Below are 14245 nucleotides of genomic sequence, written 5' to 3'. Positions count from 1 at the left end.
GGGGAAAAATCAGGTCGCTATAAATAGCAGATGCTTTTCCGTATGGCAATTATCTAAACGTAACACTTGACAAGCCTGTGAGGAAAAGCGTATTTGCGCACGCGGCCAGAACACATAATCATCAATCGTCTAATCCCTTATAAGACAATGGGAAGAGAGGATCTCAGAGTCATATTATCGGCAGAAAGTTCCGCCTTATAAGCGAAAACCTCTACCCCCTGCTTTTGTGCCTCATTCAACAATTGCGCGTATTTAGGGTCAATATGGCGGGCAGGGGAGAACCGTTCAATGGCTGAATGCAGTACCGCAAACAGCAGTACGGCGCGTTTGCCCGCCGCCGCAACACTCATTAGCTCCCGCAGGTGCTTCTGTCCACGTAGCGTAATCGCATCCGGGAAGTAGCCATTTTCCTGTTCCGCTAACGTCACTGATTTTACTTCAATATAGCACTCCGGCCTGTCTTCCGCCTGTAACATGAAGTCAATTCTGCTGCTTTCATCGCCATATTTCACTTCACTTTTATGCGTACCATAACCCACCAGTTCGGGAATAGTGCCATGGGTCAGCGCTTCCTTAACCAGCTGATTGGCGCGCAGGGTATTAACGCAAATAAATGCCCCACTTTGTGTCTCAGTTATTTCCCAGGTATGGGGATATTTGCGTTTAGTATTTTCTGAAGTGGAATACCAGACCGTGTCACCCGGCGTGGCGCAACCGGTCATGGCTCCGGTGTTGGGGCAGTGCAGAGTGAGCGTTTTCCCCTCAGGTGTCACCACGTCGGCGAGGAAGCGTTTGTAGCGTTGGATCAGCGTGGCGGGCTGGAGTGCAGGGCTAAACTTCATCAGGATTCCTTCATCGTGTCGCCCAGCGTCCAGCGCTGTAGCGGCGTATAGCGTGTGCGTCCTTGAGCAAAGACAGATTCATAAAGCGCGAATGCATTGACCGGGAAAGCCCAGTGAAAACCCGGGGCCGGGAGGGCAACGGCCTGACCGGCATCGCGCAGCAGCGTGATATGCGGATGAAATGGCTGCGGGCTCTGATAACAGCCGCTGCGTGCCGCCTGCGCGCGCAGCATATTTGCCAGCTGCAATAATCCGCGCGGTGGCTGGCGCGTGCCCAGCCAGACCACGCGCGAACGTAGCCATTGTCCTGCATCGTCGAGGTGCAGCGTAAACGGCGGCTGAGAAATCCGCCCGGCCATGGCGGCTAACGCCCGCTGTTTCCCGGCACTTACGTCGCCCAGGAATGCCAGCGTCAGATGCAGGTTCGCGGCCGCAACGGGCCGACCTGCTTCCGGTTGAAAATGTTCAGCGCGCCAGCGTACGATTTGCCGCTGAACAGGGGCGGGCAGCTCAATGGCAAAAAACAGTCGTTTTGACTCAGACATACGGGGGACTCGGTAATGATATGCGCCGATGCTACAATGTACGCCGACTAATGTTAACCCTCTGGAGCTGTTAGTGTCCTCATTGCCGGTCGCCGTCGTCCTTCCCGAGCTTCTTGCCGCCTTACACCACGCCCCGCAGGTTTTGCTTAACGCGCCTACGGGGGCGGGCAAATCCACCTGGCTGCCGCTACAGATCCTCAAAGAAGTGAAGATTGCCGGAAAAATCATCCTGCTGGAGCCGCGCAGGCTCGCCGCACGCAATGTGGCGCAGCGACTGGCGGAACTGCTGAACGAAAAACCGGGCGAAACGGTAGGTTATCGGATGCGTGCCGAAACCTGCGTTGGCCCGTCCACGCGCCTTGAAGTGGTTACCGAGGGCATTCTCACCCGCATGCTGCAAAACGATCCGGAACTGACCGGCGTGGGGCTGGTGATCCTGGATGAATTCCACGAACGCAGCCTGCAGGCGGATCTGGCCCTGGCGCTGTTGCTGGACGTCCAGCAGGGGCTGCGCGACGACCTCCGGCTGCTCATTATGTCGGCGACGCTGGATAACGCGCGGCTGCAGCAGACGCTGCCTGATGCCCCAGTGATTGCCTCCGAAGGTCGTGCATTCCCGGTGGAGCGGCGCTATCAGCCGCTACCTGCCCATCAGCGTTTTGAGGAAGCGGTGGCTGTCGCCACGGCTGAACTGCTTCGTCAGGAGCCGGGGTCGTTGCTGCTATTTTTACCCGGTGTGGGAGAAATCCAGCGCGTACAGGAGCAACTGGCATCACGGGTGAGTAGCGACATTATTCTGTGTCCGCTCTATGGCGCGCTGTCGCTGGCCGATCAGCGTAAAGCGATCCTTCCCGCCCCGGCGGGGCAGCGCAAAGTGGTGCTGGCGACCAATATCGCGGAAACCAGTTTGACCATCGAAGGCATTCGCCTGGTGGTGGATAGCGCCCAGGAGAGGGTGGCCAGTTTTGACCCGCGCACCGGGCTGACTAAGCTGCTCACGCAGCGCATCAGCCAGGCGTCGATGATCCAGCGTGCGGGCCGTGCCGGGCGTCTTGCGCCGGGCATTTGTCTGCATTTGACCAGCGCGGAGCAAGCTGAGCGTGCCGCACAGCAAAGCACGCCAGAAATTTTACAAGGTGATTTGTCTGGCCTGGTGATGGATCTCCTGCAATGGGGCTGTCCTGACCCTGCCCAGCTCACATGGCTCAACCCTCCGCCAGCGGTTAACCTCACGGCGGCGCGCAGCCTGCTGACTCAGCTTGGCGCGCTGGAAGGCGAGCGTCTGACGGCGCGCGGGCAGAAAATGGCGGCGCTGGGTAACGATCCGCGTCTGGCTGCTATGCTGGTGGCCGCGCAGGGGAACGATGAAATTGCCACGGCGGCCAGGCTGGCGGCTATCCTTGAGGAGCCGCCGCGCGGTGGCAGTAGCGATCTGGGACAGGCATTTTCGCGTAATCAGGGGAACTGGCAGCAGCGGGCGCAGCAGCTGGCCAAACGCCTGAATAGCCGGGGCGGTTCACCTGACAGCGATAAAATTGCCTCCCTGCTGTCAGAGGCCTTCCCGGACAGAATTGCCCGCCGCCGCGGGCTGGACGGGCGCTATCAGCTGGCAAACGGCATGGGGGCGATGCTGGACAGCGATGATGCGTTAACGCGTCACGAATGGCTGATTGCCCCGCTTTTGCTTCAGGGGAGCCACTCTCCTGACGCACGTATTTTACAGGCGTTTGCCGTAGACATTGATGCCCTGACCCGCGCTTGTCCGCAGCTGCTGCAGCAGTCCGATATCGTGGAATGGGATGAGACTCAGGGCACGCTAAAGGCGTTTCGCCGCAGTCAGATTGGCAAACTGACGCTCGGGACGAAACCGCTGGCGAAGCCGTCAGAAGAAGAGTTACACCAGGCGATGCTGAACGGCATCCGGGAAAAAGGGCTGAGCGTACTGAACTGGACGCCGGAAGCTGAACAGTATCGTATACGCCTGCACTGCGCCGCGAAGTGGCTGCCGGAACACGGCTGGCCAGCGGTGGATGATGAGACGCTGCTGGCTACGCTTGAGCACTGGCTACTGCCGCAAATGAGCGGCGTACACTCCTTGCGTGCGCTCAAGGCGCTTGATGTTAAGACCGCGTTACAGAATTTACTGGACTGGTCATTACGTCAACGTCTGGATAGTGAGCTGCCTGGGCATTACACTGTGCCCACCGGGAGCCGGATTGCCATTCGTTATCATGAGGATAATCCTCCGGCGCTGGCGGTACGGATGCAGGAGATGTTTGGTGAAGCCACCACACCGTCTATCGCAGAAGGGCGTGTGCCGTTGGTGCTTGAGCTGCTGTCGCCTGCGCAGCGTCCGCTGCAGATCACCCGCGATCTGGGCGCGTTCTGGGCGGGAAGTTACCGGGACGTGCAGAAAGAGATGAAAGGGCGCTATCCCAAACACGTCTGGCCGGACGATCCGGCGAACACGGCGCCGACACGGCGGACGAAGAAGTATTCGTGAATCAGGGGAAGAGGGGAGTGCGGCCTGGATTGTGCGGGCTGGATTGTGCGGCCTGATGCCCTCACCCCGGCCCTCTCCCACGGGGAGAGGGAGAAAACTAATTTTGAGAGATTTCTTCTTTCACAGGTCAGTGGAAGAAATGAGAATCGGGCCTTTGCGCCTGAACGTTGCGGAGAAAAAGCATGGCGGGGAATGACCGCGAGCCAATAGGACGTAAGGGAAAACCCACGCGTCCGGCGAAAGAAAAGGTAAGCCGTCGTCGCCTCAGAGATGAGGACTATGACGATGACTATGAAGACGATTATGAGGATGAAGAACCGATGCCGCGTAAAGGAAAAGGCAAAGGGCGCAAGCCTCGGGGCAAACGCGGCTGGTTCTGGCTGCTGCTGAAGCTGTTCATTGTTTTTGTTGTGCTGATGGCGATTTACGGCGTTTATCTGGATCAGAAGATCCGCAGCCGTATCGACGGTAAAGTCTGGCAGTTACCTGCGGCAGTGTATGGCCGTATGGTGAACCTTGAGCCAGATATGTCCATCAGTAAGAACGAGATGGTGAAACTGCTGGAAGCGACCCAGTATCGTCAGGTGTCGAAGATGACGCGCCCTGGCGAATTTACCGTTCAGGCGAAAAGCATTGAGATGATCCGCCGTCCGTTCGACTTCCCGGACAGCAAAGAGGGGCAGGTGCGCGCGCGTCTGACCTTTGACGGCGATCGTCTGGATACCATCGAGAACATGGATAACAACCGTCAGTTCGGTTTCTTCCGTCTCGATCCGCGTCTGATCACCATGCTCTCGTCGGCAAACGGCGAGCAGCGCCTGTTTGTAGCGCGTAACGGCTTCCCGGATCTGCTGGTGGATACGCTGCTGGCAACCGAGGACCGTCACTTCTACGAGCACGACGGCATCAGTCTTTACTCTATCGGCCGTGCGGTACTGGCGAACCTGACCGCGGGTCGTACCGTGCAGGGGGCGAGTACGCTGACTCAGCAGCTGGTGAAGAACCTGTTCCTCTCCAGCGAACGCTCTTACTGGCGTAAAGCCAACGAAGCGTACATGGCCGTGCTGATGGATGCGCGTTACAGCAAGGATCGTATTCTTGAGCTGTACATGAACGAGGTTTACCTCGGTCAGAGCGGCGATAACGAAATCCGCGGCTTCCCGCTGGCAAGCCTGTACTACTTTGGCCGCCCGGTGGAAGAGCTGAGCCTGGACCAGCAGGCATTGCTGGTGGGCATGGTGAAAGGGGCGTCCATCTACAACCCGTGGCGTAACCCGAAACTGGCGCTGGAGCGTCGTAACCTGGTCCTGCGTCTGCTGCAACAACAGCAGGTGATCGATCAGGAGCTGTACGACATGCTGAGCGCGCGTCCGCTTGGCGTGCAGCCGCGCGGTGGGGTGATCTCTCCTCAGCCTGCGTTTATGCAAATGGTGCGTCAGGAGCTGCAAAGCAAGCTCGGTGATAAGGTCAAAGATCTCTCCGGCGTGAAGATCTTCACCACCTTTGACTCCGTGGCCCAGGATGCAGCAGAAAAAGCCGCGGTGGAAGGTATTCCGGCACTGAAGAAACAGCGCAAGCTGAGCGATCTGGAAACCGCCATGGTGGTGGTTGACCGTAACACCGGCGAAGTACGCGCGATGGTGGGCGGTGCCGAGCCGCAGTATGCGGGCTATAACCGTGCCATGCAGGCGCGTCGTTCGATTGGTTCTCTGGCAAAACCGGCGACCTATCTCACCGCCCTGAGTCAGCCGAATCTGTATCGTCTGAACACCTGGATTGCCGATGCGCCAATCTCACTGCGTCAGCCTAACGGTCAGGTCTGGTCCCCGCAGAACGATGATAAACAGTTCAGCGGCCAGGTTATGCTGGTGGATGCGTTGACCCGTTCCATGAACGTCCCAACGGTTAACCTCGGTATGGCGCTGGGCCTGCCTGCGATTGTCGACACCTGGCAGAAACTGGGCGTGTCGAAAGATCAGCTGCATCCGGTTCCGGCGATGATTCTGGGGGCACTTAACCTGACGCCGATCGAAGTGGCACAGGCGTTCCAGACCATTGCCAGCGGCGGTAACCGTGCGCCGCTTTCGGCCCTGCGCTCGGTGATTGCCGAGGATGGCTCCGTGCTGTATCAGAGCTTCCCACAGGCAGAACGTGCGGTGCCTGCGCAGGCGGCCTATATGACGCTGTGGACCATGCAGCAGGTTGTGCAGCGCGGTACGGGCCGTCAGCTGGGGGCGAAATATCCGGGTCTGCATCTGGCGGGTAAAACCGGGACCACCAACAACAACGTCGATACCTGGTTTGCCGGTATTGATGGCCGTGAAGTGGTGATCACCTGGGTAGGCCGTGATAACAACCAGCCAACCAAGCTGTACGGTGCAAGCGGGGCGATGTCGATTTACCAGCGCTATCTGGCGAATCAGTCTCCGGTGCCGCTGAACCTGGTTGCGCCGGAAGATATCGTCGATATGGGCGTGGACGGTTCCGGTAACTTTGTTTGCGGCGGTGGGATGCGTACCCTGCCGGTCTGGACCACCAACCCGGACTCCCTCTGCCAGCAGAGCCAGCCTGAACAGCCAACGGGCAACCCGTTCGATCAATCTTCTCAGCCTCAGCAGCCGCAGCAACAACAGCCGCAGCAGCAGAATGAGAAGAAAGACAGCGATGGCGTAGCCGGCTGGATTAAGGACATGTTTGGCGGGAATTAATTAATTCCCTGAATAAAAGGCCGCTTTATTTTAAAGCGGCCTTTTTTATTGTTTACAGTCCGCAATCCTTTAAAAAAAGTTAATTCAAAATTAAGAATTCCTAAGACTCATTATTTTTTATTTAAAACATAGTCTTGTGCGCCATTATGTGCAGGAGGTTTTTAGGCTATCTGGACACTGGTAAGAATGATCTGATTTAATCGCCTCAAGGAATCACAGGCTTTCCTGAAACATGGCTGGGTTAATTACCCCTGTATGAGTGATATGAGCGCTTAAATAACATTCTGACGCACAGTATTGGGGCGGGAATGGATGACTGCATCGATATATATAAGGATATGATTATGAGTAAGTATGTTCTTTCTTCATTTTTGGCTGCAAGCATAATGGCAGCGCTGTCTCTGCCAGCATTTGCCGGAAACGATTCTGGCACGGTGAACTTTGCCGGGAAAGTGGTGGCCGACACCTGTGAAATTAATGTTGATGGCTCCGGTACGACCTCGTCAACCGTCACGTTCCCCGATACCTATGCGTCGGACTTCGGCGCTGATGGCGCAGTGGGCACCAGCAAAACGTTTAATATTGAAGTGAAAAAATGTGACCCGCTGGTTGCCAAACTCAACCTCAAATTCAGCGGAACGACAACGGATGCCGCCCATAAACGTCTGAAAAACGACCTCAGCGGCGCCGGTAATGCCACCAACGTTGGCATCATCGTCAGCAATGAAAACGGCACGAAAGACGATGTGGTATTTGATGGCTCCCTGCCTTCGACGGGAACGGATGTGGCTAACGATGCGACGGGGGCAACTGCGTCGGTCTTTAGCTATATCGCGAAGGTGATTCAGATTGGTGATACTGCACCCACCGCAGGCCGCTATTCTTCTTCGGCAACTTTCGAGGTTGTCTATCGCTAAGTCATTACTGGCAGCCTTTATGGCTGCCTTTTGGAACGTTGTATGAAGACTTTATTTAAATTGTTATGTGGTTGTTTAATTATTTCTTGTCTGTCAGCGCAGGCCAGCGTGGTTCTGGGTGGTACGCGTATTATTTATCCATCAAATAAAGCTGAAGTACAAATAGCCCTTAAAAATAAAGATCCCCATACGCGTTATCTGGTACAAAGCTGGGTCAGCTATGTCAATAATGCAAAAGCGCCCTTCGTGATTACCCCTCCTGTTTATAAGCTGCAGGAAAATCGTCAAACCCTTTTACACGTTATTTTTACTGGCGATAAAAAAAGCCTGCCATCAGACCGTGAATCGCTGTTCCTGGCGAATGTGAAATCGGTCTCCGCGCTGTCGCCTGAGCTGAAAGAGAAAAATACCCTGCAGTTCGCGATGAAAACGCGGCTGAAGCTTTTCTGGCGCCCGTCTCAGTTAAAAGAGGCCGATGCGCTGGTGGCGGATGAAAAAATCACGTTCCGTCGTCAGGGCGACACGCTTATTGCCAACAACCCCACGCCGTTTTACGTCTCCTTTGGCGAGCTGGCCGTGGGCGGGAAAAGCGTACCGGTGAAAGAGACCGAAACCACGCCGGGGGCTATTTCGATGATGGTTGCACCGTTTAGCGAGCAGCATTTTGCGTTGCCAAAAGGGGCGACGGGTGCGGTGACCTGGACGGCAATCAATGATTTTGGGGCGCAAACCCCTCAGCGCAAGCAGGCCCTTTAACGGGATCGTGTTGGAATGCTATGTCCTCTCCCTCTCGCCAAAAACAGGTATGGTCCGGGATCGTGCTCGCACTGTTCGTCGCGATCCCACCTGCGTGGGCTGATGACGAATTCAACCTGCGGATCCTTGAGCTGGATACGCCGCTGGAAAATACCGCTACGCTCAAAAACTTCATTAATGATAACGGCTTGCTGGCAGGGCGCTATCTGACCACCATCATGTGGGATCGGGACGTCGTGGATAAACGCGAGGTCACCTATGTGCTTTCTGACGATAAGCAGCAGCTTCTGCCGGAGCTGACCAAAGCGGATCTGCGTGAATTTGGCGTGAACGTCGACGCGGTGCCGGATCTCAAAGATATGGACGATGCGGCCTGCATTCGGGATATCTCCCATTTTATCGAACATGCTCGCTACGATTACAATCAGGATAACCAGACCCTGACGCTGGTCATTCCCCAGGCCTACCGCAACCGCGCGGCTGCGGGCGCCATTAACCCGAAATTCTGGGATGACGGTGCTCCGGCGGCCTGGACAAGCTATCAGCTCAGCGGTTCTCAGCAGCACTACAGCACGGGTCAAACCTCATCAACCTGGCTTGGCCTGACGTCGGGTCTTAATCTGGGCGCGTGGCGGCTGCGCAACAACAGTACCTGGAGTGACTCTTCGGGCTGGGAAGCCATCGCCACCACCCTGCAGCGCGATATCAAAGCGCTGAAAAGCCAGCTTGAACTGGGCCAGACGTACACCAACAGCGAGCTGTTCGACAGCGTGCAGATGACCGGCCTGACGCTGGAAACGGATACGGCGATGATACCGGTCAGCCAGCAGGGGTTTGCGCCAGTCGTGCGGGGGATTGCCAACAGCGATGCAAAAGTCACCATTAAGCAAAACGGCTACACCCTTTATCAAACCAACGTCTCGCCGGGGCCATTTGAGATCCGTGATTTAAGCCAGGTCGCCTCCGGCGCGGATCTGGAAGTCACCGTTGAAGAGGCGGATGGCTCGGAGCATAGCTTCATACAGGCCAGCGCGTCGGTGCCGGTCCTCCAGCGTGAGGGCGGGTTTAAGTATTCGCTGGCGGCCGGGCGTTATCGCGGCAATGAAGGGGAAGATGAGCCCACCTTTGTGCAAGGTACGGCTATTTATGGTCTGCCGTATGGCGTGACGGCCTATACCGGCGCTCAGGGTGCGTCGATATATCATGCGCTGTTGCTGGGGGTTGGCGCGGATTTGGGTCATCTGGGCTCAGCCTCGGTGGATATCACTACCGCGCGAACCGCCTTTGATGACGGACGTGATGACGCAAATGGACTCTCATGGCGAGCGCAGTATTCAAAAGATATTCCTGACACAGATACCACCGTCACGCTTGCCAGCTACCGCTATTCCACCTCCGGGTTTTATACCTTTCAGGAGGCTATCGATCAGCGCGACAGCGAGATTGATGACGGCATTTATACCTATCGTAGAACCAACAACCGGCGAAGCCGCATGCAGGTAAACCTTTCCCAGCGGCTTTCTGACTGGGGCTCTGCGTATCTTAACGGCTATCAGCAGGATTACTGGGATATGGACGGCCACGAGCGCAGCGTCAGCGCCGGGCTGAGCTCCAGCTGGCGGGATATTACCTGGTCGATAAGCTACAACCTGACCCGCACGCCAGATGCCGATTCCGATCGGCAACTGGCGCTGAACGTCAATATCCCGTTATCGCACTGGCTCTCTAACGCGTGGGCAAACTACAGCGTAAATACCGCAAGCGGCGGGTATGTCTCGCACCAGGTGGGGATCGGGGGGACCGCGCTTGAGGATAACAAGCTGAGCTATAACCTCCAGCAGACCTACGCCAACAAAGATACGGGCTATGGCGGCAGCGTATCCGGGCGCTATCGCGGCTCGTCCGGCGAAGTTGGCATGGGGTACAGCTACGGCGGGGATAACCGACAGTGGAACTATAACGCTCAGGGATCCATCGTGGCTCACGGTCAGGGCGTTACGCTGGGGCAGCCCGTGCGGGACGCTTTCGCGATTGTACACATCAACGACGGAGAGGATGTCAACGTTCAGAGCGGCCGCGGCATTTATACCGATGCGTTTGGTAATGCCATCGTGCCGTCGCTTACCGCTTACCGACACAACACCCTCACGGTAAACACGCAGGAACGCAGCGATATTGATATTGACGCGGCAACGTTAGATCTCGTGCCGACAAAAGGCGCGGCGATACTGGCGAACTTCGAGGCCCGCGTTGGGCGTCGTGCGCTGGTCACTCTGCGTCATCAGGGTAAACCGGTGCCGTTTGGTGCCATCGTGGCGCTTGATAACACCACCGCGATTGTCGGGGATGAGGGCGAGGTCTACCTCTCAGGACTTAACGGACACACATCGTTCAGCGCGCAGTGGGGAGAGGCGGGCGACGAACAGTGTCATGGCGTCATCGATTTACCCGATGACAATGGCGAGGGAATCATTAATACCGCGGTCAATTGCCAATGAGGCTGGAGTGAAAATGCGCGTGACTATTCTGGTGAGAACCGTTATCTCTGCCGTACTGCTGGTCGCCGCCGCGCGGGTACATCCGGCATTTGCTCAATGTACTTTCAGCGGCGGGGATGGATCTGGCGGCATTGTTACCTTTCAGCTTCCAGCGGTCTTTATGCTCGATCCCGATACCCCTGTGGGGACCGTAATTTATGACAATGCCGTCGAATCCAATGAAATTACGGTGCACTGTGGCGGAGCTGACGCGCAAATCCGGCGCGGCTATTTGACCCTGACGGATGCCGACGCGCGTGAGGACGTTCTGCCGGGAGTCTATAAAACCAACGTGCCGGGGATTGGCATCCGTGCGGCGGCGTCAAGCGAACGGTTGCCCGACTATATAGAGCAGGACCTCATTCGTCCCTGGCAGTATTATGGCTACAAACATGGCGGGTCTGATGGCACCCACGTCTTTCGGGCCGCCGCTCAACTGGTGGTCATCGGCCAGGTCCAGGACGGGATGCTGGATACCTCGCGCCTGACCTCGCAGGATACGCTCGGCGGTGTCGTGGTCGGTGAAATGCGTTTTTCGCCCACCAGCGTCCATATTACGACCAATACCTGTAATCTGGTTGACCGTAACATTTTTGTTCCTCTCAAAACGGTCAATTCTCAGGATTTTGACGGGCAATACTCAGAGATACTGACTGATGGTAGCTTTAAGATCGCAATAAACGACTGCGCGGCGGGAAAAAAGATTGACTATCAGTTCACCCGCACGGGGTCGACGGGGGTGACCAACGGCTCGGTTTTGGGCATTGCATCCGGTGATGCTGCCGCACAAGGGTTGGGGATTCAAATTCTCGACAGCAACGATACCGTCCTTCAGTTTGACCAGACCTATACTGCGATATCCGCTACGCAGGACAAGGTGCCCGCAGAGATCCCCCTGAAGGCCCGCTACGTAAAAACGGGGGAGGTCAAACCCGGAAAAGTCGAGGCGGTCGCCACGTTCGAGCTGTTTTACCGCTAATGCTTCCCGCCCGCTCCGGCGGGTTTTGGCGATCCTTTCGCTAACATCATTAACCCCCTGTTTTCATCTGGTTAATTCTTAATCCCTCAATTCTCGTAGGGCCGCTTATTGCTTGCTATGCAACCGGCGTTTCGCCTATTATTCTTGCGCTCATAATAATAATTCTCGTTTACGTTATCATTAACCTTTCCATCAGAGATACAACATGGCGCTTTCCAATACTGCTCAGCCAATCAACACGTCGCTGCGAAAAGTCGCGGTCGTCGTAGCCACAGCGGTTGCCGGCATGTCGGCTTATGCACATGCTGCCGAAACCCCGAAAAAAGAAGAAACCATTACGGTAACCGCAGCGCCTGCGGCACAGGAAAGTGCCTGGGGACCGGCGGCAACTATCGCGGCAAGACAATCCGCGACCGGCACGAAAACCGATACGCCAATTCAGAAGGTGCCGCAGTCTATTTCAGTCGTCACCGCCGAAGAGATGGCGCTGCACCAGCCGCGTTCGGTAAAAGAAGCCCTGAGCTATACGCCGGGCGTGGCGGTTGGCACCCGTGGTGCGTCGAATACCTATGACTATCTGGTGATTCGCGGCTTTGCGGCCGACGGCCAGAGCCAGAATAACTACCTCGACGGCATGAAGATGCAGGGCAACTTCTATAACGACGCGGTAATCGACCCTTACATGCTGGAACGCGCCGAGATCATGCGCGGTCCGGTTTCCGTTCTGTACGGCAAAAGCAGCCCTGGCGGTTTGCTGAACATGGTAAGCAAGCGCCCAACCACCGAGCCGCTGAAAGAAATCCAGTTCAAAGTCGGTACGGACAGCCTGTTCCAGACCGGGTTTGACTTCAGCGATGCCATCGATGACGACGGCGTATACTCTTACCGCTTAACGGGTGTTGCGCGTTCTAATAACGCTCAGCAGGAGCGTGCGGAAGAGCAGCGTTACGCCATCGCGCCATCGTTCTCCTGGCGTCCGGATGATAAGACTACCTTCACGTTCCTCTCTTACTTCCAGAACGAGCCTGAAACCGGCTACTACGGCTGGCTGCCAAAAGAGGGGACGGTTGATCCGCTGCCGAACGGCGATCGTCTGCCGACGAACTTCAATGAAGGCGCGAAGAACAATACCTATTCCCGCAACCAGAAAATGGTGGGATACAGCTTCGATCACGAATTCAACGATACCTTTACCGTACGCCAGAACCTGCGCTTTGCTGAGAATAAAACCTCACAAAACAGTGTTTACGGCTATGGCGTCTGTACCGATCCGGCGAATGCAGGCAACAAACAGTGCGCCGCGTTAGCCCCTGCTGACAAAGGCCATTATCTGGCGCGTAAATACGTTGTCGATAATGAAAAGCTGCAGAACTTCACCGTTGATACCCAGTTGCAAAGCAAATTCGCTACCGGTGAGGTGGACCACATCCTGCTGACCGGCGTTGACTTTATGCGCATGCGTAATGACATTAACTCCTGGTTCGGCTATGACGACTCGGTGCCGCTGCTGGATCTCTACAACCCGGTGAACAGCGATTTTGATTTCGGTTCAAAAGATCCGGCGACCTCCGGCCCTTATCAGATCCTCAACCGTCAGAAACAGACCGGTCTGTACGTTCAGGATCAGGCGCAGTGGGATAAAGTGCTGGTTACGCTGGGCGGCCGTTATGACTGGGCGGATCAGGAATCGTATAACCGCGTGTTGAATACCACCTCCAAACGTGATGATACCCAGTTCACCTGGCGTGGTGGTGTTAACTACCTGTTTGATAATGGCGTAACCCCGTACTTCAGCTACAGCGAATCGTTTGAGCCCGCTTCGCAGACCGATGCTCAGGGCAAACTGTTCTCCCCGTCTAAAGGTAAGCAGTACGAAGCGGGCGTGAAATACGTGCCGAATGACCGTCCGATCGTTGTCACCGGTGCGTTGTACCAACTGACCAAAACCAACAACCTGATGGCGGACCCGGCTGGCTCGTTCTTCTCGGTTGAAGGGGGAGAAATCCGCGCGCGTGGCGTAGAGCTGGAAGCGAAAGCGGCGCTGTCTGCGAGCGTGAACGTTGTCGGTTCCTACACCTATACCGATGCGGAATACACCACCGATACAAATTACAAAGGCAACACGCCTGCTCAGGTGCCTAAACACATGGCATCCGTATGGGGCGATTACACGCTGTTTGATGGCCCGCTGTCCGGCCTGACGCTGGGTACCGGGGTGCGTTACACCGGCTCCAGCAAAGGCGATCCGGCGAACACCTTCACGGTAGGCAGCTACACCGTTGTCGATGCGCTGGTGAGATACGACCTGGCGCGCGTGGGCATGGCAGGCTCGAACGTCGCACTTCACGTGAACAACCTGTTTGATCGCGAGTATGTTGCCAGCTGCTTTAACACCTACGGTTGCTTCTGGGGTGCTGAACGTCAGGTTGTCGCCACCGCGACCTTCCGCTTCTAATCT

9 protein-coding genes are annotated in these 14245 nt (G+C 56.2%); 7 read left to right on the top strand and 2 right to left on the bottom strand.

Going from position 1 to position 14245, the window contains the following annotated elements; all coding sequences use genetic code 11:
• Window positions 1-137: 137 nt before the first annotated feature.
• Both sfsA and thpR read right to left on the bottom strand, forming a co-directional pair.
• Window positions 138-842, bottom strand: coding sequence for a DNA/RNA nuclease SfsA (gene sfsA, locus ACOTY9_RS14835; protein WP_047026704.1), 705 nt, complete (start codon window positions 840-842; stop codon window positions 138-140).
• A complete protein-coding gene (gene thpR / locus ACOTY9_RS14830; protein ID WP_088126460.1) occupies window positions 842-1387 on the bottom strand; it encodes an RNA 2',3'-cyclic phosphodiesterase in 546 nt (181 codons plus the stop codon). Before thpR ends, sfsA begins: the two co-directional genes overlap by 1 nt.
• Window positions 1388-1460: 73 nt before the next feature.
• On the opposite strand from thpR, the gene hrpB reads away from it, so the two are divergent.
• From hrpB to fhuA, 7 genes are all read left to right on the top strand, one after another.
• Window positions 1461-3890 carry an ATP-dependent helicase HrpB gene (hrpB, locus tag ACOTY9_RS14825; RefSeq protein ID WP_200924879.1) on the top strand — a complete coding sequence of 810 codons (2430 nt, stop codon included), beginning with the start codon at window positions 1461-1463 and terminating at the stop codon, window positions 3888-3890.
• 182 nt (window positions 3891-4072) lie between these two features.
• A complete protein-coding gene (mrcB, locus tag ACOTY9_RS14820; protein ID WP_014882607.1) occupies window positions 4073-6598 on the top strand; it encodes a bifunctional glycosyl transferase/transpeptidase in 2526 nt (841 codons plus the stop codon).
• A gap of 344 nt (window positions 6599-6942) precedes the next feature.
• Window positions 6943-7515 carry a fimbrial protein gene (locus ACOTY9_RS14815; RefSeq protein WP_088126462.1) on the top strand — a complete coding sequence of 191 codons (573 nt, stop codon included), beginning with the start codon at window positions 6943-6945 and terminating at the stop codon, window positions 7513-7515.
• 42 nt (window positions 7516-7557) lie between these two features.
• Window positions 7558-8271 (top strand): fimbrial biogenesis chaperone, encoded by a 714-nt coding sequence (locus tag ACOTY9_RS14810; RefSeq protein ID WP_023332118.1) that lies wholly within the window; start codon window positions 7558-7560, stop codon window positions 8269-8271.
• 20 nt (window positions 8272-8291) lie between these two features.
• Window positions 8292-10769: a fimbria/pilus outer membrane usher protein gene (locus tag ACOTY9_RS14805; protein WP_348565762.1), complete on the top strand. Its 2478-nt coding sequence runs from the start codon at window positions 8292-8294 to the stop codon at window positions 10767-10769.
• A 13-nt stretch (window positions 10770-10782) separates the two neighbouring features.
• Window positions 10783-11787, top strand: a complete 1005-nt coding sequence (locus ACOTY9_RS14800; RefSeq protein ID WP_348565761.1) for a fimbrial protein — start codon at window positions 10783-10785, stop codon at window positions 11785-11787.
• A gap of 205 nt (window positions 11788-11992) precedes the next feature.
• On the top strand, window positions 11993-14242 hold the full coding sequence (gene fhuA, locus ACOTY9_RS14795) for a ferrichrome porin FhuA (RefSeq protein ID WP_045281029.1): 2250 nt from the start codon (window positions 11993-11995) through the stop codon (window positions 14240-14242).
• The last annotated feature ends 3 nt before the right edge of the window (window positions 14243-14245 follow it).

Source organism: Enterobacter cloacae complex sp. SHL012 (genome assembly GCF_049237505.1).
Classification (GTDB): Bacteria; Pseudomonadota; Gammaproteobacteria; order Enterobacterales; family Enterobacteriaceae; genus Enterobacter; species Enterobacter kobei.
The sequence above is the reverse complement of the archived record's forward strand: the minus strand, read 5'-3'. Positions and strand labels throughout refer to the sequence as shown.